The 19,076-nt window shown below is 75.1% G+C and carries 18 protein-coding genes; 7 read left to right on the top strand and 11 right to left on the bottom strand.

The annotated features are described in order from the left end of the window. Positions 1 to 6: 6 nt before the first annotated feature. Positions 7 to 666: a hypothetical protein gene (locus ACIQCH_RS09130; RefSeq protein ID WP_402579572.1), complete on the bottom strand. Its 660-nt coding sequence runs from the start codon at positions 664 to 666 to the stop codon at positions 7 to 9. Between the two features lie 116 nt (positions 667 to 782). Beyond that, entirely contained in the window at positions 783 to 3,233 is a 2,451-nt protein-coding gene (locus ACIQCH_RS09125) for an ABC transporter (RefSeq protein WP_402579570.1), read from the bottom strand. A gap of 108 nt (positions 3,234 to 3,341) precedes the next feature. On the opposite strand from ACIQCH_RS09125, the gene ACIQCH_RS09120 reads away from it, so the two are divergent. Further along, positions 3,342 to 4,250, top strand: a complete 909-nt coding sequence (locus ACIQCH_RS09120) for a MerR family transcriptional regulator (RefSeq protein WP_402579568.1) — start codon at positions 3,342 to 3,344, stop codon at positions 4,248 to 4,250. Here ACIQCH_RS09120 and ACIQCH_RS09115 read toward each other — a convergent pair. After that, complete coding sequence (locus tag ACIQCH_RS09115; protein ID WP_402579566.1) at positions 4,198 to 5,268, bottom strand: LLM class flavin-dependent oxidoreductase; 1,071 nt, start codon at positions 5,266 to 5,268, stop codon at positions 4,198 to 4,200. The two genes, ACIQCH_RS09120 and ACIQCH_RS09115, sit on opposite strands and share 53 nt — an antisense overlap. Before the next feature lie 68 nt (positions 5,269 to 5,336). Here ACIQCH_RS09115 and ACIQCH_RS09110 point away from each other — a divergent pair, with 68 nt between their 5' ends. Continuing rightward, on the top strand, positions 5,337 to 5,840 hold the full coding sequence (locus ACIQCH_RS09110; RefSeq protein WP_402579564.1) for a hypothetical protein: 504 nt from the start codon (positions 5,337 to 5,339) through the stop codon (positions 5,838 to 5,840). 73 nt (positions 5,841 to 5,913) lie between these two features. Here the strand turns inward: ACIQCH_RS09110 and ACIQCH_RS09105 are convergent, their stop codons facing one another. Continuing rightward, on the bottom strand, positions 5,914 to 6,129 hold the full coding sequence (locus ACIQCH_RS09105; protein WP_030194405.1) for a dodecin: 216 nt from the start codon (positions 6,127 to 6,129) through the stop codon (positions 5,914 to 5,916). A 295-nt stretch (positions 6,130 to 6,424) separates the two neighbouring features. Here ACIQCH_RS09105 and ACIQCH_RS09100 point away from each other — a divergent pair, with 295 nt between their 5' ends. The 3 genes from ACIQCH_RS09100 (at position 6,425) to ACIQCH_RS09090 (ending at position 9,648) form a co-directional block, all read left to right on the top strand. Continuing rightward, positions 6,425 to 7,684, top strand: a complete 1,260-nt coding sequence (locus ACIQCH_RS09100) for an extracellular solute-binding protein (protein WP_402579562.1) — start codon at positions 6,425 to 6,427, stop codon at positions 7,682 to 7,684. A gap of 150 nt (positions 7,685 to 7,834) precedes the next feature. Beyond that, positions 7,835 to 8,680, top strand: coding sequence for a GNAT family N-acetyltransferase (locus tag ACIQCH_RS09095; RefSeq protein ID WP_402579560.1), 846 nt, complete (start codon positions 7,835 to 7,837; stop codon positions 8,678 to 8,680). Then, the gene (locus ACIQCH_RS09090) at positions 8,677 to 9,648 is read left to right on the top strand and encodes a lysophospholipid acyltransferase family protein (protein ID WP_402579558.1); all 972 of its coding nucleotides are present in this window, start codon (positions 8,677 to 8,679) and stop codon (positions 9,646 to 9,648) included. The genes ACIQCH_RS09095 and ACIQCH_RS09090 overlap by 4 nt, the downstream gene beginning before the upstream one ends. Here ACIQCH_RS09090 and egtD read toward each other — a convergent pair. From egtD to ACIQCH_RS09065, 5 genes are all read right to left on the bottom strand, one after another. After that, positions 9,543 to 10,505 (bottom strand): L-histidine N(alpha)-methyltransferase, encoded by a 963-nt coding sequence (egtD, locus tag ACIQCH_RS09085; RefSeq protein ID WP_402579556.1) that lies wholly within the window; start codon positions 10,503 to 10,505, stop codon positions 9,543 to 9,545. The two genes, ACIQCH_RS09090 and egtD, sit on opposite strands and share 106 nt — an antisense overlap. Continuing rightward, on the bottom strand, positions 10,502 to 11,260 hold the full coding sequence (gene egtC, locus ACIQCH_RS09080; protein ID WP_402579554.1) for an ergothioneine biosynthesis protein EgtC: 759 nt from the start codon (positions 11,258 to 11,260) through the stop codon (positions 10,502 to 10,504). The genes egtD and egtC overlap by 4 nt, the downstream gene beginning before the upstream one ends. Then, positions 11,260 to 12,564 (bottom strand): ergothioneine biosynthesis protein EgtB, encoded by a 1,305-nt coding sequence (egtB, locus tag ACIQCH_RS09075; protein WP_402579552.1) that lies wholly within the window; start codon positions 12,562 to 12,564, stop codon positions 11,260 to 11,262. The genes egtC and egtB overlap by 1 nt, the downstream gene beginning before the upstream one ends. Position 12,565: 1 nt before the next feature. Continuing rightward, positions 12,566 to 13,882, bottom strand: a complete 1,317-nt coding sequence (gene egtA, locus ACIQCH_RS09070) for an ergothioneine biosynthesis glutamate--cysteine ligase EgtA (RefSeq protein WP_402579550.1) — start codon at positions 13,880 to 13,882, stop codon at positions 12,566 to 12,568. 393 nt (positions 13,883 to 14,275) lie between these two features. Continuing rightward, on the bottom strand, positions 14,276 to 14,689 hold the full coding sequence (locus ACIQCH_RS09065) for a type II toxin-antitoxin system PemK/MazF family toxin (protein WP_402579548.1): 414 nt from the start codon (positions 14,687 to 14,689) through the stop codon (positions 14,276 to 14,278). 206 nt (positions 14,690 to 14,895) lie between these two features. Between ACIQCH_RS09065 and ACIQCH_RS09060 the strand changes: the two genes are divergently transcribed. Next, positions 14,896 to 15,597 (top strand): hypothetical protein, encoded by a 702-nt coding sequence (locus tag ACIQCH_RS09060; protein WP_402579546.1) that lies wholly within the window; start codon positions 14,896 to 14,898, stop codon positions 15,595 to 15,597. 58 nt (positions 15,598 to 15,655) lie between these two features. Here the strand turns inward: ACIQCH_RS09060 and ACIQCH_RS09055 are convergent, their stop codons facing one another. Both ACIQCH_RS09055 and ACIQCH_RS09050 read right to left on the bottom strand, forming a co-directional pair. Next, positions 15,656 to 16,351 carry an alpha/beta fold hydrolase gene (locus ACIQCH_RS09055; protein WP_402579544.1) on the bottom strand — a complete coding sequence of 232 codons (696 nt, stop codon included), beginning with the start codon at positions 16,349 to 16,351 and terminating at the stop codon, positions 15,656 to 15,658. A 64-nt stretch (positions 16,352 to 16,415) separates the two neighbouring features. Then, positions 16,416 to 17,663, bottom strand: a complete 1,248-nt coding sequence (locus ACIQCH_RS09050; protein ID WP_402579542.1) for an MFS transporter — start codon at positions 17,661 to 17,663, stop codon at positions 16,416 to 16,418. Positions 17,664 to 17,896: 233 nt separating this feature from the next. On the opposite strand from ACIQCH_RS09050, the gene ACIQCH_RS09045 reads away from it, so the two are divergent. Then, on the top strand, positions 17,897 to 18,931 hold the full coding sequence (locus ACIQCH_RS09045; RefSeq protein ID WP_402579540.1) for a LacI family DNA-binding transcriptional regulator: 1,035 nt from the start codon (positions 17,897 to 17,899) through the stop codon (positions 18,929 to 18,931). The last annotated feature ends 145 nt before the right edge of the window (positions 18,932 to 19,076 follow it).

The following is a 19,076-nucleotide window of genomic DNA, read 5'->3' as shown; positions in this document are numbered from 1 at the left end:
CCGGGGCTACGCGTCGCCCGGCAGCAGGTGCTGCGGCAGCTCGCGGAACGACCAGCGGCCCGCCCGGCGCGAGAAGACCCACACCAGGTCGTACCGGTCGGGCCAGCCCGCCGGCACTCCCAGCACCCCGTCCGCGCCCAGCCCCCGGACGAGGGCCGGGACGCCGGTGTGCTCCCAGCAGATCAGCACCGGCGCCCCGGCGGCCAGCGCGGCGGCCGCGAGCCGGGACTCCTGACCCGGTCCGAGGTCCGCCCGTACGGTCAGTTCCAGCGCCGCCGCGAGCGGGCCGACGGTCTGGCGGGCCCGGTGGGCGCCCGCGCGCCGGCCCTCGTCGGCCACCGCGAAGACCGCCCCGGGGCGGGGCAGCGGCGCGTGCGGGGACGGCGGGAACAGCCGCGGCAGGGCTTCGGCCCGGCGCCAGCCGCGGGCGGCCAGCGAACCGGGATCCTCCTCGCCGTCGGCGTCCTGGCCGGTGGCCCCGGCGTACGGCCGCTCGGCCGGCCGGATCACCATGACCAGGGCGTCCCGGCCGGGCGGCGGCCCCGGCTCGGGGGCGGCGGGCCCGGCCTCGGAACATCCGGCCGCGGCCGCGACGGGTGCGGCGAGTGCGAGGGCGGCCAGGACGCTCCTGCGCCGCACCCCGGAGCCGTCGGGTCCTTCGGGCATGCGCCCACTGTCACCCACCACCCGCCCGGGACCGGCCCGCGGCACGACGGGCCCGCCGCCCCGTCCACCGATCGGGCGCACCGGGCCGTCCCGCGGCCCCGCGGGCGGGGCCGCCCTCAGCCGCCCGACGCGGCCCGGGGCGCCAGCCGCCGGGCCAGGTAGGGCGCCGTACGACTGCCGGCCGCCCCGGCGACCGCCGCCGGCGGCCCCGCCGCCACCACCCGGCCGCCCGCCTCACCACCGCCCGGGCCGAGGTCGATCACCCAGTCCGCCCCGGCGACCACGTCCATGTCGTGCTCGACCACGACCACCGAGTGCCCCGCGTCCACGAGCCCGTGCAACTGCGCCAGCAGCACCTCCACATCGGCCGGGTGCAGCCCGGTCGTCGGCTCGTCCAGCAGGTACAGCGTGTGGTCGCGGCGCACCCGCTGCAGCTCCGCCGCCAGCTTGATGCGCTGCGCCTCGCCGCCCGACAGCTCCGTGGCGGGCTGGCCCAGCCGGAGGTAGCCGAGCCCGATCCCGCGCAGGGCGCGCAGGCTGCGCGCGGCGGCCGGGACGCCGGCGAAGAACCCCTCGGCGGACTCCACCGTCAGCTCCAGCACCTCGGCGATGTTCAGGCCCTCGTGCCGCACCTCCAGCGTCTCGGGGTTGTAGCGCGCGCCGGCGCAGTCCGGGCAGGGCGCGTACGTGCTGGGCAGGAACAGCAGCTCCACCGAGACGAAGCCCTCGCCCTGGCAGGTCTCGCAGCGCCCGCCCGGCACGTTGAAGGAGAACCTCCCGGCCTTGTAGCCGCGCGCCTTCGCCTCCGCGGTCCCCGTGAAGATCTTGCGCACCACGTCGAACAGGCCCGTGTACGTGGCCAGGTTCGACCGCGGCGTCCGACCGATCGGCTTCTGATCCACCTCCACCAGCCGCGTCACCGGCCCGGCGGTCCCGTCGCCGGCCGCCAGCCGCTCGGCCACCGTCTCCGCCAGGGCCCGGCCGACCAGCGTGGACTTGCCCGAGCCCGAGACGCCGGTCACCGCCGTGAACACCCCGAGCGGGAAGTCGACGTCGAGGTCGCGCAGGTTGTTGCGGGTCACGCCCGACAGTGCGATCCGGCCGGCCGGTCGGCGCACCCCGCGCGCCGGAGCCGGGTCGTCGGCGAACAGGAACCGGCCCGTCGCCGACCCGGTCACCTCCGCGAGCCCGGCCGGCGGACCGCAGTGCAGGACCCGCCCGCCGTGCTCCCCGGCCCGCGGTCCGACGTCGACCAGCCAGTCGGCGTGCCGCACCACGTCCAGGTGGTGCTCCACCACGAACACCGTGTTCCCGGCCGCCTTGAGCCGGTCCAGTACGCCCAGCAGCGCCTCGGTGTCGGCGGGGTGCAGCCCGGCCGACGGTTCGTCCAGCACGTACACGACACCGAACAGCCCCGAGCGCAACTGCGTGGCCAGCCGCAGCCGTTGCAACTCGCCCGCCGAAAGGCTCGGAGCGGTCCGGTCCAAGGACAGGTAGCCCAGGCCGAGTTCGGTGACCGTGGCGATCCGTCCCAGCAGGTCCTCGGTGAGCACCCGGGCGGTCTCGCCCGCGCCCGGAGCCGCCCCCGGGGCCGTCCCCGCGCCCCGGGCGCCCTCCGCCAGTACCCGCGCCAAACCGGTCAGCGGCAGTGCGGCGAGCTCCGCGATCGTCCGCCCCCCGAACGTCACCGCCAGCGCCTCCGGCCGCAGCCGACTGCCCCCGCAGCCCGGACACGCCACGGAGGTCAGGAACTTCTCCGCCCGCGCCCGCAGCGTGTGGCTCTTGGTGTCGGAGAAGGTGCGCATGACGTAGCGGTGCGCACTCATGTACGTGCCCTGGTAGGGGCGTTGGATCCGATCCGCGTCCCGCACGGGGTGCACGGTGACCACCGGCTGCTCGTCCGTGAAGAGGATCCACTCCCGGTCCTTCGGGTCCAGCTCCCGCCACGGCCGGTCCACGTCGTAGCCGAGCGCGTCGAGCACGTCGCGCAGGTTCTTGCCCTGCCAGGCCCCCGGCCAGGCCGCGACGGCGCCGTCGCGGATCGACAGCGACGGGTCGGGGACCAGCAGCTCCTCCCTGGTGCGGTGGATCCGGCCGAGGCCGTGGCAGTCCGGACACGCGCCGGCGGCGGTGTTGGGGGAGAAGGCGTCGGAGTCCAGCCGTTCCGCCCCCGCCGGGTAGGTGCCCGCGCGCGAGAAGAGCATCCGCAGCGAGTTCGACAGCATGGTCACGGTCCCGACGGACGAGCGCGAGCCCGCGGCCGAGCGGCGCTGCTCCAGCGACACCGCCGGCGGCAGCCCGGTGATCTCCCCGACCTTCGGTGCTCCCACCTGGTGGATCAGCCGCCGCGCGTAGGGGGCCACCGACTCGAAGTAGCGTCGCTGGGCCTCGGCGTAGATCGTGCCGAAGGCCAGCGAGGACTTGCCGGATCCTGAGACGCCGGTGAACACCGTCAGGGTGCCGCGCGGGATGTCGACGTCGACCCCGCGCAGGTTGTGCTCGCGCGCTCCCCGGACGCGTACGTAGGGGTCGGGGGTTTCGGCGGGTCGTGCGTCCACGCTGTGCATTTGTCCGATTCTAGGCGGCGGTCCGCCCGGGACCCGCCCGTGGGCGCCGGGGCGCCTCGGGCGACACTTGACCCTGACACCGTGTGAGACCGTGCAGTAGGGGACGTCATGTTCACCATCGGAGACTTCGCCCGGCACGGCCGCGTATCGGTCCGTATGCTGCGGCACTACGACGCCCTCGGCCTGCTGCGGCCCGCCCGCGTGGACCCGTTCACCGGCTACCGCTCGTACGGGGCCGCCCAGCTCGCCCGGCTCAACCGCATCATCGCCCTCAAGGACCTCGGCTTCACCCTCCAGCAGGTGGGGGAGATCGTCGACGACAGGGTCGGGGCCGAGGAACTGCGCGCCATGCTGCGGCTGCGCCGGGCCGAGCTGGCGGCGGCGCGGGCGGCGGCCGAGGCCCGGCTGGCCCAGGTCGAGGCGAGGCTCCGGTCGATCGAGAGCGAGGGGCGCATGAGCACCCACGACGTCGTCGTCAAGCGGATCCCGGCCGTACGCGTGGCCCGGCTGAGCGCGGTCGCCGAGGGCTTCGAGCCCGAGGCCGTAGGGCCGGTCGTCGGCCCGCTGTTCGACGAGCTGTGCCGGCGACTGGCGCAGGCGGGCATCGAACCGACCGGCCCCGCCGTCGCGCTGTACGAGGACCACCCCCCGGCGTCCGGATCCGGCCGGGCCGCGGCGGCCGGCCCGGACGACGCCGACGGACCGGGCTGCGGGGCGGTCCTCGTGCACGCCGCGCTGCCCGTCCCCGCGTCGGCCACCGCTGCGGCAGCCGCGGCCGGCGGTTTCGAGATCGTCGAGCTGCCGGCCGTCGAGGCGGCCGCCACCATCGTCCACCGCGGCTCCATGGACGACGTGCTGCCCACCGCCCAGACCCTGGCGGCCTGGATCGACGCCAACGGCCACCGCTCCCGCGGCTACGCCCGCGAGCTCTACCTGGAGTGCCCCGAAGACCGCGGCGGCTGGGTCACGGAGCTCCAGGAGCCGGTCGAGGGTCCGCCGGCGCCGGCCGCGGGGTGAGCCCGGCCAGCCGGGCCAGGCGCCCGTAGGAGTCCAGCAGGGCCGCGCGGTCGTACGTACTGGTGGTGACGAGCACCTCGTCGGCGCCGCTCTCGACGACCGCCCCGCCCAGCTCGGAGGCCACCTGCTCCTCGGTGCCGTGGATGTGGCCGGCCAGGGCGGCCTCGTAGAACCCGCGCTGCTTCGCCGTCATCTCCAGCCCCTCGACCTGCTCGGCCGGGGCCAGCGGGGGGAAGCTGCCGCGGGTGCGCGAGTACGCCAGCGCCCACGCCTCCGGCACGAGCAGTCGGCGGGCCGCCGCCTCCGTCCCGGCGACCGCCACGGTGCCGGAGACCACCACGTACGGACGCTCCGCCCACGCCGAGGGGCGGAACCCGCGGCGGTACGCGTCGACCGCGGCCAGCAGCCGGTCGCGCCGCCGCAGGTCGCCCACGACCAGGGGCAGCCCGGCCCGGGCCGCGACGCCCGCGCCCTCGCCGGTGGCCAGCACGTACGGGGGGATGGCGAGGCCCTCGGCCGGGCGGGCGTGCACCTGGGGGTGGGCGGTCTGGCTGCCGTCCAACCAGCCGAGCAGTTCCGCCAGTTGATCCTCGAACCCGTCGGCGTCGGTCACCCCGCGGCCGAGCGCCCGCCGGATGCCGTCGGTGAAGCCGACCGAACGGCCCAGGCCCAGGTCGATCCGCCCCGGGAAGAGGGCCTCGAGCACGCCGAACTGCTCGGCCACGACGAGCGGCTGATGGTTCGGCAGCATCACCCCGCCGGTGCCGACCCGGATCGCCGACGTGGCGGCGGCGACGGCGGCCGCCAGCACGGTGGGGGCGGAGCCGGCCACCCCCGGGACGCTGTGGTGCTCGGAGACCCAGAACCGGTGGTAGCCGAGCCGGTCGGCCCGGCGGGCGAGGTCGACGGTGTCGCGCAGCGCCTCCGCGGGCGGCCGGCCCTCGCGGACGCGCGAGCGGTCGAGGACGGAGACGGGCACCCCGGCGAGGGCGGGGTGCGCGGGGCGGTTCGGGTTCACGGTGGGTTCAACACCGCCGCGGCCGGGAGATTCCCGGGGTGTCGGTGGCCGTCCCTAGGCTGGCGTGCATGACGCATGCGAGAAGCGACAGCACGCGGCGGCCGCTGGCCGTCTTCGACCTCGACGGCACCCTGGCGGACACCGGGCACCGGCAGCACTTCCTGGAGCGCAGGCCGCGCGACTGGGCCGGGTTCTTCGCGGCGGCCCCGCAGGACCCGCCGCTGGAACGCGGGGTGGCGCTGGCCCTGGAGAGCGCCGAGGAGTGCGAGGTGGTCTACCTGACCGGGCGGCCGGAACGGTGCCGCGCGGACACGCTTGCCTGGCTCGCGGATCAGGGGCTGCCCGACGGGAAGCTGTGGATGCGGGGCGACCAGGACCGCCGTCCGGCCCGGACGACGAAGCTGGAGGTGCTCCGGCGGATCGCCCGGGGGCGGACGGTGCGGATGCTCGTCGACGACGACGAGCTGGTGTGCGAGGAGGCGCGGCGGGCCGGTTTCGCGGTGGTGCGGGCCGACTGGGCGGCGCCGTCCGAGGAGCTCAAGGACGCGCAGGAGCGGACCGGCCGCACCTGAGGTCCCTGCCGGGCTCCCCGGGGCGGCCGGGGCCCCGACCGCCCCGGGGACCGCCCCGGCCGGGGCTCCGTCCTCAGTCCTCGCCGTCCAGTCGGAAGCCCACCTTCAGGCCCACCTGGTAGTGCGCGATCGCGCCGTTCTCGATGTGGCCGCGCACCTGGGTGACCTCGAACCAGTCCAGGTTGCGCAGGGTCTGGGACGCGCGGGTGATGCCGTTGCGGATGGCCTGGTCGATGCCGTCGGGGGAGGTTCCGACGATCTCGGTCACGCGGTAGGTGTGGTTCGACATTGGACGCTCCCGTGCGAAGTGGCGGTGCTCACTCCACGGTGCCCCACCCGGCCCGGGTCCGCGAGGCGTCGCGCCGGGCCGGACGGGTGACGGTCGGCCGCGCCGCCGACCCGTGCGACGGGGTCCGGGGCTCCCGCCGCCGTGTCCGATAGCACGTCAAAGGTTCCGGTTTGGGTGCGAGTCGAGTCATGGCGCGTGTGGTTTCCGTGAAGAAAACCTGGCCTGATCCCCTTGACCCGTTCAATTGGTCCATGCCAATTTCAAGCCATCCCCGAACGACCCGAAGGTGGCTTCTGTGAAGTTGCGCATGTTTTCTGCCGTATGCACCGCCGTGGCGGCGGTCACGGCGCTGTCCGCCTGCGGCGTGCTCGGGTCCGACGCGGGCGGCGCGCGGAAGGTCACCGTCTGGCTCATGAAGGGCAGCGCTTCGGACGACTTCCTCGACCGCTTCACGGAGGAGTTCGAGGCCGCGCACGAGGACATCGACCTGGACATCCGGATCCAGGAGTGGACCGGCATCGGCGAGAAGGTCCACAAGGTGCTCCGGGGCGAGGACACCGCCGACGTGATCGAGGTCGGCAACACCCAGGTCGCGCAGTACGCCGAGACCGACCACCTCACCGAGCTGACCCTGGAGGGCCTGCGCGACTGGGGCAGCAAGGACTGGCTGAAGGGCCTCGCCGACCCGGGCAGCGTCGACGGGGCGCAGTACGGCGTCCCGTGGTACGCGGCCAACCGCGTGGTGATCTACAACAAGGACCTCTTCGAGGCGGCCGGCATCACCACCCCGCCCAGGACCCGCGCCGCCTGGCTCCGCGACACCGCGAAGCTGGACCGGGGCGAGCAGCAGGGCATCTACCTGCCGGGCCAGAACTGGTACGTGCTCGCCGGCTTCGTCTGGGACGAGGGCGGCGACCTCGCGGTCGAGGGCAACGGGCAGTGGAACGGCGCCCTCGGCAGCCCGCAGGCCCTCCGCGGCATGCGCTTCTACCAGCAGCTCCAGGCCCTCGGCGACGGGCCGAAGAACGCCGACGAGGAGACGCCCCCGCAGGCCGAGGTGTTCGCCCGCGGCAAGGTGGCGCAGATCATCGCCCCGCCCGGCAGCGCGGCCCTGATCGAGCAGGCCAACCCCGGGCTCGCCGGCAAGCTCGGCTACTTCCCCGTCCCGGGCAAGACCGCCGAGAAGCCGGGTGCGGTCTTCACCGGCGGCTCGGACCTGATCATCCCCGCCGGCACGGAGCAGCGGCGGGCCGCGGTCGAGGTGATCTCCGCGCTGGTCAGCGAGAAGTGGCAGACCGAGCTGGCGCGGGAGATGAGCTACGTACCCAACAAGACCACCCTCGCGCACGTCATCGACGACAACGACGGTGCCGCGGCCATGGCCAAGGGCGCCGTCCAGGGCCGCGCCACCCCCAAGTCGGCCCGCTGGGCCGAGGTCGAGGCGAAGAACCCGATCAAGCCGTACATGACCGCGGTCCTGAACGGCGAGGACCCCGAGCGGGCCGCCGCCACGGCCGACGAGACGATCACCCGGGTGCTCAGCGCCGACCACTGACGCACCCCCGGGGGCCCGCGCGAACCCGTCATTCGCCATCCGCACATCCGCGGGCCCCTGCGCCGTCATGTCGAATCCAGCCGGTCACGGAAGAAGTAAGGAGCCAGGCCCACCACCCGGCCTGGCGACCTGCCCGGACCAGGAGCCGCCATGACCATCGCCCCGCTCTCCCCCGTCCCCGCCCCCACCGCCGCACCGGCCGCGCCCGCCCCGGCCCCCGTCCCCGCTCCCGCCCCCACCCCGCTCGCGGCCCCCGCCGCCGGCGGTCCGGAGGCCCGGTACACCGTCCGGCTCGCCCGTGACGAGGCCGAGGTGCGCGCCGCCCAGCGGCTGCGGCACCAGGTCTTCGCCGGCGAGATGGGCGCCCGCCTCGACGGCCCCGAGCCCGGCCTGGACTCCGACGCCTTCGACGCCTACTGCGACCACCTCCTCGTCCTCGACGAGGCGACCGGCGACGTGGTGGGCACCTACCGCCTGCTGCCGCCGGAGCGCGCCGCGGTCGCCGGGCGGCTCTACTCCGAGGGCGAGTTCGACCTCGGCCGGCTCGCCCCGATCCGGCCCGACCTGGTGGAGGTCGGCCGCTCCTGCGTGCACCCCGCCCACCGCAACGGCGCCGTGATCGCCCTCATCTGGGCCGGCCTGGCCCGCTACATGGAGCGCAGCGGCCACAACTGGCTGGCCGGCTGCTGCTCGATACCGCTCGCCGACGGCGGGGCCCTGGCGGCCGCCACCCGCGAGACCGTCCTCGCCCGCAACCTCGCGCCCGAGGAGTACCGGGTGACCCCGCACCGCCCCTGGAACGCCGAGGGCGTTCCCGTCCCCGGGCGCGTCGAGCTGCCGCCGCTGCTGCGCGGGTACATCCGGCTCGGCGCCTGGGTCTGCGGGGAGCCCGCCCACGACGCGGAGTTCGGCGTCGCCGACCTGTACGTCCTGCTGTCGCTGCGCCGCACGAACCCGCGCTACCTGAAGCACTTCCTGTCGCTGGTGCCCTCGTGACGAGCGTCTGGCTGCCCGGCGCGCCCTGCACCCCCGCAGGGTGCGCCGACCGGCCGGACCGGCCGGTGGCCGTGCCCCTGGCGGTGCTGCAGCTCGTGGCCGGCTTCACCGTGGGCCTGCTGGGCGTCCCCGGCGCCCTGCTGGTCCGCCCCCTTGGCCCGCGCGCCCGGCACGCCGCCGTACGGTGCTGGGCCCGGACCCTCCTGCGCGCGTTCGGCGTGCGCGTCCGCCACCACGGATGGCCCCGGCCGGTGGTCGGCCACCTGGTCGCCCCCAACCACGTCTCGTGGCTCGACGTCCCGCTCGTGGCCACCGCCCTGCCCGGCCGGATGCTGGCCAAGAGCGAGGTCCGCGGCTACCCCGGCCTGGGGTTCCTGGCCGCCGGCGCCGGCACCCTCTTCATCGACCGGGACCGGCTCCGCGCCCTGCCCGGCACGGTCGCCGAGATCGCCGGGGCACTGCGGGCCGGGGCGCACGTCACGGTCTTCCCCGAGGGCAGCACGTGGTGCGGCCGGGCCCAGGGGCGGTTCCGCCCGGCCGCGTTCCAGGCCGCGCTCGACGCGGGGGCGGCCGTGCAGCCCGTACGCATCGACTACCGCCTCCCGGACGGCGGCCTCGCGACCGCCCCCGCCTTCGTCGGGGACGACCCGCTGGGTGCCTCCCTCTGGCGGGTCGTGCGGGCCCGCGGGGTGACGGCCGAGCTCCGGCTCCTGCCCCGGATCCCGGCCGACCGGTACGGCGACCGGGGGGCCCTGGCCCGCGCGGTGCAGGAGGCGGTGGCCGGCGCCGTGCCGCTGCCGCCGCCCGACGTCCGCCACGCGCCGCCCGCCCGGTCCGTACCGGCCCCGCCGCCCCTGCCGCGTCAGGCGGCGGTGGCCAGCGAGAGCGCGAACCGCCCCGCCGCGTCCGTCCACCACCGCGAGAGCTCCAGCCCCGCCGCGGCGAGTTCCGCCGCGACCCGCTCCTGACGGAACTTCGCCGACACCTCCGTCCGCATCTCCTCACCGGCCTCGAACGGCACGACCAGGTCCAGGGCACGGATCTTGACCGACAGTTCGGACCGGGCCCGCAGCCGCATCTCGATCCATTCCTGCTCGGCGTCCCACACGGCCACGTGCTCGAAGTCGCCCGGGTGGAAGTCGGCGTCCAGCTCCCGGTTGATCACCGCCAGCACGTTCTTGTTGAACTCCGCGGTCACCCCCGCCGCGTCGTCGTACGCGGCGACGAGCGTCCCCTCGTCCTTGACCAGGTCCGTGCCCAGCAGCAGCGCGTCCCCGGGCGAGAGCATGGCCCGGACCGCGCGCAGGAACGCGGCGCGCTCCACCGGCAGCAGGTTGCCGATCGTGCCGCCCAGGAACAGCACCAGCCGGGGCCCGGGGGAGTCCGGCAGCGCGAGCGCCTTCGTGAAGTCCGCCAGCAGCGCGTGCACGCGCAGCGACGGATGCTCCGCCTGCAGCGTCCGCGCCGCCCCGGCCAACGCGCTCTCGCTGACGTCCACCGGCACGTACAGGTCCAGCGCGGGCATCGCCGCGATCAGGTGCCGGGTCTTCTCCGACGACCCCGAGCCCAGCTCCACCAGGGTGCGGGCGCCGCTCGCGGCAGCGATCTCGGCGGCCCGGGCCACCAGGATCTCCCGCTCGGCGCGCGTCGGGTAGTACTCGGGCAGCCGCGTGATCTCCTCGAAGAGCTCGCTGCCGCGGCCGTCGTAGAACCATTTGGGCGGCAGCGTCTTGGGCGCGGTCGTCAGCCCGTGCAGCACGTCGTCGCGCAGCGCGGTCTCGGCCGCGTGCTCGTCGAGGGTTCGGGTCAGCAGGAATCGGCTCACGTGTTCGGCTCCTTGAGGGGGGTCAACTTGATCTCGTCGCGCGTGGCGGTCAGCAGCGTCCGGTCGGGCACCTCCTGCCAGCGCGGATCGTCGTCGTACGGTTCGGAGGCCACGACCGTCCGCAGCGCCTCCGGCTCGGCGAGGTACCAGAGCGAGTCGCCCCAGGCCGTGGCCAGGATCCGGGCGCCGTCGGTGAGCAGCAGGTTCAGCCGGGACCCGGGCGCCGCCCCGGCCAGCTCCCGCACCGCCTCGGACACCGCCCGACCCGGCTCGTCCCCGCGCCGCAGCCGGTGCGCCACCAGGGCCCACACGAACGCGGAGTCCGTACGGCACTCCATCGACAGCAGCTCCGCCGCCGGCAGCGCGGCCGCGAGCGCCGCCACCGCGTCCGGCCAGTCGCGCAGCGCACCGTTGTGGCTGAACAACCACCGCCCGTCGGCGAACGGCGCGGCCGCCGCCTCCCCGTCCGACCCGCCCACGGTCGCGTCCCGGACGGCGGCCAGCAGCGCACCGCTGCGCACCACCCGGGCGAGGTCGAGGAAGGACTGGTCGGCCCAGATCGGACCGAACCGCCGGAAGCGGGCCGGCAGCGGGTCGAACTCGGCGTACCAGCCGACCCCGAAGCCGTCCGCGTTGACCACCCCGCTGGCCTGCCGGCGCGGCTCCCAGGACTGCCGGAAGAGGCTGTGGTCCGGCTCGGTCAGCAGCTTCCCGAGGGAGACCGCCGGCCCGAGGTAGGCGAGGTGACGGCACATCAGACGTCCCGCACGGTACGGAAACCGGAGAAGATCTGGCGGCGCACGGGCAGGTCCCAGTTGCGGAACGTGCCGCGGCAGGCCACCGCGTCGACCGCGAACGAGCCGCCGCGCAGCACCTTGTGGGCCGGCCCGAAGAACACCTCCGAGTACTCCCGGTACGGGAAGGCCCGGAAGCCGGGGTAGCCGGTGAAGTCGCTGGCGGTCCACTCCCACACGTCGCCGATCAGCTGGCGCACGCCGAGCGGCGAGGCGCCCCTGGCGTAGCTGCCGGCCGGGGCGGGGCGCAGGTGGCGCTGGCCGAGGTTGGCGTGCTCGGAGGTGGGGTCCTCGTCGCCCCACGGGTAGCGCCGGGAGCGGCCGGTGACCGGGTCGTGCCGGGCGGCCTTCTCCCACTCGGCCTCGGTGGGCAGCCGTCGCCCGGCCCAGCGGGCGTACGCGTCGGCCTCGTACCAGCTCACGTGGAGGACGGGCTCGGCGGCCGGGACGGGCTCGGTCACCCCGAACCGGCGGCGCAGCCACTGGCCCCCCTCCGACCACCAGAACAGCGGGGCCCCGATGCCGTGCCGGCGGATCTGCTCCCAGCCCTCCGGAGCCCACCAGCGGCGGGTGGTGTAGCCGCCGTCCGCGACGAACCGCTGGTAGTCGGCGTTCGTGACCGGCGCGGTGTCGATCCAGAACGCCGGAACGTCCCGCTCGTGCGCGGGCCGCTCGTTGTCCAGCGACCACGGCTCTGCGGAGGTCCCCATCATGAACGGGCCGCCCGGCACCAGGACTTCGGCGGCGGCCGGGGGCGGGCCGGCCGGCGGGTCCGGGTCGGGGGCGGTGAGCACGGCCGCGCCCCTGCGCAGCTGATGGGTGATCAGCATCGTCTCGTCGTGCTGCTGCTCGTGCTGGGCGATCATCCCGAAGGCGAAGCCGGCGTCGAGCAGGTCGTTGCCCTCGAAGGGGGTCTTCTCCAGCACGTCGAAGACCTTGCCGCGGACCTCCGCGGTGTAGCGGCGCGCCTCGTCCGGGGGCAGCAGCGGCAGCGTGGGCCGCTCGGCGCGAGGGTGCTCGAAGGCGTCGTACAGCGGGTCGATCTCCGGGTGCATGGGGTCGTGGCCGGCCACGTTGCGCAGCAGCCACAGCTCCTCCATGTTGCCGATGTGCGCCAGGTCCCAGACCAGGGGCGACATCAGGGGGGAGTGCTGGGCGGTGAGGTCGTCCGCGTCCACGCAGTCGGTGAGGCCCGCCGTGCGCTGCCGCGCGGCGGTGAGGGCGGTCAGGGCCTGCTCGCGCAGGTCCTGCGGAGCGTCGTTCACGTCAGCGGTTCCTTCCGGTACGGCGGTGCGGACGGACGGCGGAGGCCGGACCGGCGGCGGGCGGACCGGCGGCGGCCTGATCGTCGGCGGGGCAGCGGCCGCGGGCGACGTAGCGCTCCGCGAACTCCCCGACGGCGTCCACGACGGCCCCGCCGGCGCCCATCCGGGGCAGCGCGTCCAGGGCGGCCCGGAAGCAGGTGGCGGCGGCCGCGCGCAGCTCGGGGTCGGCCGGACCCGAGCGGGCGGCCTCCCGCCACAGGGGGTTGCGCGGGGCCGGGTGCGGGCCGGCACGGTCGGACAGTGCCTTGACCGCCCGGTACGCCGTCTCGGCGGCCTCGGGATCGTCGAAGAGCGCGGTGGTGACGGCCACCGGGACGAGCCAGCCGTCGTCGCCGGGCTGCGCGTCGATCATCCGCAGTTCCAGGTGGCCGCGCGGGCGCACCGGGGGGAACAGCGTGGTCAGGTGGTAGGTGAGGTCCTCGCGGGTGGGCGGGCGCGGACCGCCGTGGCGCACCCAGTCGCGGAAGGTCAGGCCCTGCGGGGCGTCCCAGGGCGCGCCGTCGGGGGACTGCACGCACATCACCTCGGTGTCCAGCGCGTGCCGGGTCCACGCCGCCCGGGGCTCCTCGTACAGCGGCGGCGCGAGGTTGCGGCGCGGGTCGAGGTCCGCCCAGATGCCCTGCCGGGACGACCGCCAGCCGCGGTAGGGGCCGCTGTCGGCGGGGGAGTTGGCGAAGGCGGAGACGAGGACGGCGCCCAGCAGGTGGGCGAGCAGCCAGCGCCGGCCGTGACCGAGGGGGCCGGGTTCCTCGTACCCGGCGTCGACGCACACCTGCACCGAGGCGGAGGCGCACATCATCTGCCGGCCGGCCGGGCCGCAGCGGTCGAAGTACCGCTCCATGGCCTCGTAGCGCGGGGCGTGCAGCATGCGGTGGGGCGGGCGGCGGGAGTCCTGGCCGCGGCCGACGAGGTACAGCCCCAGGTCGTCCAGGGTCGCCCGGACGGCGGACAGATCGGCCTGGAGGGCGTCGAGGCACCCGGTGAGGGAGGTGGCGGCCGGGGAGCTCAGTTCGAGCTGGCCGCCCGGCTCGACGGTGAAGCGGGAGTGCAGGGGGAGCGCGCTCGCGGCGGCGTGGGCCGCGTGCAGCCGCTCGTCGGGGACGGGGGCGCCGGGGGAGGCGCGGTCGTGTATCAGCCATTCGAGTTCGGCGCCGACGTACCGGGGCGGCCCGGTCTTGAAACAGATGCCGTGGACCAGATCCTCGGTCTCGGCCTCGGAGACCGCGGGAGCGGTCCCAGGACGGGACGTCTGGGGCATTGCCTGATCCTCCTGTCAACACTCTGACGATCGCGGGTCGAGGCTACGCACCGAGGTTCGACGATCTCTCGCGCAATCCTCAAGAGCGAATTCGAGCCGCAAGTGGGCAGATTGTCGAAAAGTGTCTCTTGCCTCCAGCCCCGGGTGTGGGCAAGCCCGGCATGCGCTTTCCGAACGAAAGCCGATCCGCCTTCCAGGATATATGTGAACGAAAAGGGCGCTCGGCGAGCGTCTTCCCCCGATCACTGTGCGTACACGCCCCTCCGTGGCGCGGCCGGTCGACGGCGCGGCGGCGCGTACGACGAAGCCGGCCCGGGGGCAAGTACCGGGCCGGCTTCGGGGGACTTGATGGGTCTCCTGGGTTTACTGGGGCCTGAGGGCGGGGAGAGTCGATCAGACCCAGCCGTACCGTTCACGCAGGCGCGTGATCACCAGGTCGAAGCGGGTCCGATCGAGGGCGCAGGCCTCGCGCCGCATGCCGGCGTCGGTGACGCGCAGGATCCGGTCCACGGCCACCCAGGACGGCCGGCCCTCGCGGTCCCACGGGCCGGCGCCGAGCGCGATCCACTCGCGGTCGTCGTCGTGGCGCTTGCTCGACAGCTGGACCGCAAGAACCGTTCCGGACACCTCACGGGCCACGACCAGGACCGGCCGGTCCTTGCCCCGCCCGTCGTTCTCCTCGTACGGCACCCAGGTCCAGACGATCTCGCCGGGATCGGGGTCGCCGTCGTGCGCCGGGGCGTACTCGGTGCGCACCGGTCCGGTCGTGTACGGGTCCACTTCGGTCGTCGCAGTCACGCGGGACACGGTACGCCGAGCGGTGGCGACGGTTCCGCCCGCGGCGGCGTCCCGACGGGGGACGCGCCCGCCGGCCGATTGACGCCCGGCCCCGGCCCGCGGCCGGCGCGCCCGCGTACCGGTCGGGCGGAACCGCCGGCCGGTCGACCCCGTCACAGCCCCGGTCCGCACGCGACCGGACCGGACAGCCGTACGACACCACATGGGGGGCACGTATGCGCATCACCACCACCCGTACCGGCACAGGGCGCGGGGGACCCCGAACGGCCCTGCTCTGCACGGCGGTCGTGCTGGCGGCCGCACTGACCGGCTGCGGCACCGACGAGGGGCCGGACACGTCGGGGTCGAGCCTCGTGGCCGCCGCGGCCGACTGTCCGCAGTGGGCCGACGACCCGGCGCAGGACGAGCCCGCCGCGCCCCCCACCACCGTCGACGGGACCCCCGCCAACACCCCTGAGGCGGAGGCCCTCGCGCAGGCCGTCGGCGACCTGGGGCGGGGGGCCTTCGCGGACGTGTACGCCGAGATGCGGGTGGACTCCCCGCCGGGGCGGGTGCTCCTGTGCGTCACCGACCTCGCCAAGGGACGGAAGCTGCTGGCGGCCGCGAAGGAGGCCGATCCGTCCGTGGACCCGGGCCGCGCGGACCTCTACCTGGCCCGGTACGGCAGGCGGCAGCTCGACGCCGCCCTGGAGAAGGTCATGGGCGCGGGCGAGGTCGCCGGTTTCCGGGTCTACACCGGTACGCCCGAACACGACGCCTCGGGCGTGGTGGTGACCACCAGCAAGGAGGGCGCGGCCTCGACCGCCTTCGCCGCGGAGGCCCGCCGCCTCGCCGGGGAGGTCCCGGTCCGGGTGCTGGCCGGCGAGCCCGTCCGGGAGCTCGTCCGTCCCGGTACGTCGCCGGCGCCGCGGGGCTGAGCGGACCGCGGAACCGGGGCCGACGGGGCGGGACCGCGGCCCCGCCCCCGGGGACGTCCTACAACCAGCCTTCGAGCGAGGCCATGAACCCGTCGAAGTCGTCGCGGTGGACGGTGTGTCCGGCCCCCGCGACGGTACGGACCTCGAAGCCGCGCTCGGCGAGCAGGGCCGCCCGCGCCCCGTCGACGAGGAAGCTCGGGTCGGCGAGCTGGACCAGCGACGGCACGACCGGACCGGCGGGCAGCAGGTCGGTGCCGAGCAGGGCGGTCAGGGACAGTGCGGTGCCCTCGTCCCAGACCTTCAGCGTCTCCAGTTCCACGTCCACGTCGGCCTCCTCCCAGCGCGGGTTGAGCGCCGCGATCTGCTCCCGGGGGGCGGACTTGAACGCCGCGAACACCTCGGGCCCGAAGCCCTCGGCCGGGCCGGCCAGGTGCCAGGCGGGGTCGGAGTACACCGCCCGCGCCGGCCGCAGCCGGTCGACCGCCAGGGACAGGGTCAGTCCACCGAGGGAGTGGCCGATGGCCAACTCGGCGCCGGCGGGCAGGGTCTCGACCAGGTCGTCGGCGAGGAGCGCGGGGGAGTACGGGCCGCGGCCGCTGGCGCCGTGCCCGCGCAGGTCGACGGCGATCACCCGGTAGCCGCGCTCGGCGAGGGCCGGGCCGACCCGGCGCCAGGTGCGGTGGTCGGCCATGATGCCGTGGACGAGCAGGGCGACGCGGTCGCCCTCGCCCCAGGTGTGGGTGTGCAGCTGCACGGTGGTGCCCTTCTTCGGGGTGGTGCGGTGCGGAAACGGGGGAGCCGGAGCCGGACCGGGCGCCTCAGCGCACGGTGCGGATCGGCCGGACGGCGAGGGCCCCGGCCACCGACAGGAGGGCCGCGACGAGGAAGAGCGCGGTGTAGCCGCCGCTCACGGAAACGACCAGCGAGGCGATGAACGGCGCGATGATCTGCGGACCGGCGTTGGCGACGTTCAGGACGCCCATGTCGCGGGCGGCGTCCTCGGCGGTCGGCAGCACCATCGTCACCAGCGCCGTGTCCACCGCCATGTAGCAGCCGAAACCGAGCCCGTTGACCACGGCGAAGGCCAGCATCGCCGGCCAGCTCGCCGAGGCCGCGGGGATCAGCAGGGCCACCGCGGAGAGCAGGGCCGAGGCGCCGACGAACAGCTTGCGCCGGTCGAACCGGTCGGACAGGTAGCCGCCGACCACGGTGGAGACCACCATCGCCACGCTGTTCAGCGGCATCAGCACCGCCACCGCCTCCTCGGCCTTCATGCCCTCCGGCAGCCGGGTGTGGTCCTGGAGGATGTAGAGCTGGTACGCGCTCACCGCGAAGTAGCCGAGCACCAGCAGGGCGCGCCCGACGAAGGCCCACCGGAAGTCGTGGTCGCGCAGCGCGCCCGCGAACGCGGCCAGTTGCTGCCGCGCCGGCACCGGCGGCCGGGCCGGCAGCCGCTCCTCCCGCGTGGACACGGTGAACAGCACCGCCGCCCCCGCCACGATCGCCCCGAACACCAGGTACCCGGTGCGGTAGTCGTCGGAGAACGCGGCGCCGAGCAGGGCGCCCGCCACCGAGCCGAACGGCAGGCCCAGCCCGACCGCGGCGGAGGCCTTGCCGCGGGCGCCGACCGGCACCCGGTCGGGCACGACGGAGGTGATGGCGGCCTGGTAGACGTTCATGACCGCCTGGCCCAGGCACCACACGATCGTGATCAGCAGGATCGTGTGCACGGTCCCCAGCAGGAACATCGCGGGCAGGGCCAGCAGGCCGCCGCCCAGGATCCACGGATTGCGCCGGCCTGAGCGGTCGGACAGGGCCCCGGCGACGGGGTTGAAGACCGTCGCGAAGAGGGCGGAGACCCCACCGATCAGGCCGAAGTTGGCGACCTTCGCCGCTGGGTCGATCTTCTCGACCTGCAGCGCGAGCAGGACGCCCGCGACGCCGACGTACAGGGCGTACATCGCCGTGTTGCCGACCAGCAGCAGCGGCAGCAACCCGCGGCCCGCCTCGGGTCGCGGGGAGGGGGCGGCCTCGGACGTGCCGGTGCCAGGGGAGGAAAGGGCCACGGTGCCCTCCAGGGCAGGGGGAGCGGATGGGGGGACGTGCCGGCGCGGCGCCGGAGGAGGCGGTTCGCTCCGGGCGCGGACGACGCGTCGGTGGAGCTGCCGCGGGGTCCCTGACGACACCGTGGCGACCGCATGGTTACACGTGTCAATGAATCGTGTAACCACTGTGTAGCACTCGTTTCCGGCCATCCGCTAGACCTGGGACCCGATCGGTCTGGAAAGATGCCAGCGCAATGTCACAGTCATCCAAGCCAGGGGCTCCCGCTCCCGCTGCCCCAGCCGTACCGACCAGCGCCGACGTGGCCCGCCTGGCCGGTGTCTCCCGCGCGACCGTCTCGTACGTGCTGAACAACGCCGAGGCCGTCCGGATCAGCGAGCCCACCCGCCGCAAGGTGCGCGAGGCCGCGGAGGAACTCGGCTACGTCCCGCACGCCGCCGCCCGCAGCCTGCGCGCCGGGCACACCCGCATCGTGCTGCTGCCCACCCCGCACGTCCCGATCGGCCCGCTCTACAGCCGCTTCCTCAACGAGCTCCAATGGGCCCTGCGCCGGCTCGACTACACCGTCGTGCAATACGGCAGCCTCGGCCTCAGCGGCGACCAGGCGGCCCGCGCCTGGGCCGAGTTGCGGCCGGTCGCCGTGATCTCCCTCGGCGAGATCACGCTCTCACCGCGGAACGTCGCCACCCTCAAGAGGGCCGGCGCCCGCGCCGTGATCACCCTGGGCCCCGAGAGCGTTCCCGGCGCCCACGCCCTCGTCATGGACCAGACCGAGGTCGGCGCCCGCGCCGTCGCCCACCTCGCCGCGACGGGCCGGCGCCGCATCGGCGCGGTCGTTCCCGAGGAGGAGGGCCTCGGACTGTTCTCGGCGCCCCGCCTGGCCGGGGCCCGGACCGCGGCGGCCGAGGCCGGCGTGCACGTCGAGCCGCTGCCCATGAGCTACACCGAGATCTCGGCGGAGCGGTTGGCAGCCCGCTGGCCCGACCTCGGCCTCGACGCCGTCTACGCGTACAACGACGAGTACGCCATGCTCCTGATGCGCGCCCTCCAGGACGCCGGGGTCCGCATCCCCGAGGACACGGCCGTCGTCGGCGCCGACGACCTGCTCATCGGCCGGCTGCTGCGGCCGCGCCTGAGCACCGTCCAGATCGAACTGCCCACCGGCGACACCCTCGCCTCCCTCGTCGACCGGGTGGTGCGGGAACCGGGCGAGGCACAGGAGCGGCACGACCTCATGGCGGCCCGGGTGATCCAGCGCGAGTCCAGCTGACCGCTTGCCCCCACCCAGGCCGCCGGATCCTTGGCAGGCCTGGTGGGTCCCGTGGTGTGTGGGGAAGGCGCTTGACTGCCCATGGCAGGCTGGTCCGAAGGCAGGCCCGGGCCGGAGGTGGCCGAAGGCCAGGGCGAAGCCCCGA

This window comes from Streptomyces sp. NPDC093225 (genome assembly GCF_044753805.1).
In the GTDB taxonomy this organism is placed as follows: domain Bacteria; phylum Actinomycetota; class Actinomycetes; order Streptomycetales; family Streptomycetaceae; genus Streptomyces.
This window is presented reverse-complemented; position numbering and strand designations above follow the sequence as displayed.

What these genes read in the sequence shown, in the direction of transcription:
- ACIQCH_RS09095 (WP_402579560.1), top strand. Translation starts at nt 7,835, where the DNA reads ATGACCATCGCCCCGCTCTCCCCCGTCCCCGCCCCCACCGCCGCACCG.
- ACIQCH_RS09130 (WP_402579572.1), bottom strand. Translation starts at nt 666, where the DNA reads ATGCCCGAAGGACCCGACGGCTCCGGGGTGCGGCGCAGGAGCGTCCTG.
- ACIQCH_RS09060 (WP_402579546.1), top strand. Translation starts at nt 14,896, where the DNA reads ATGCGCATCACCACCACCCGTACCGGCACAGGGCGCGGGGGACCCCGA.
- ACIQCH_RS09125 (WP_402579570.1), bottom strand. Translation starts at nt 3,233, where the DNA reads ATGCACAGCGTGGACGCACGACCCGCCGAAACCCCCGACCCCTACGTA.
- egtA (WP_402579550.1), bottom strand. Translation starts at nt 13,882, where the DNA reads ATGCCCCAGACGTCCCGTCCTGGGACCGCTCCCGCGGTCTCCGAGGCC.
- ACIQCH_RS09120 (WP_402579568.1), top strand. Translation starts at nt 3,342, where the DNA reads ATGTTCACCATCGGAGACTTCGCCCGGCACGGCCGCGTATCGGTCCGT.
- ACIQCH_RS09045 (WP_402579540.1), top strand. Translation starts at nt 17,897, where the DNA reads ATGTCACAGTCATCCAAGCCAGGGGCTCCCGCTCCCGCTGCCCCAGCC.
- ACIQCH_RS09110 (WP_402579564.1), top strand. Translation starts at nt 5,337, where the DNA reads ATGACGCATGCGAGAAGCGACAGCACGCGGCGGCCGCTGGCCGTCTTC.
- egtC (WP_402579554.1), bottom strand. Translation starts at nt 11,260, where the DNA reads ATGTGCCGTCACCTCGCCTACCTCGGGCCGGCGGTCTCCCTCGGGAAG.
- ACIQCH_RS09105 (WP_030194405.1), bottom strand. Translation starts at nt 6,129, where the DNA reads ATGTCGAACCACACCTACCGCGTGACCGAGATCGTCGGAACCTCCCCC.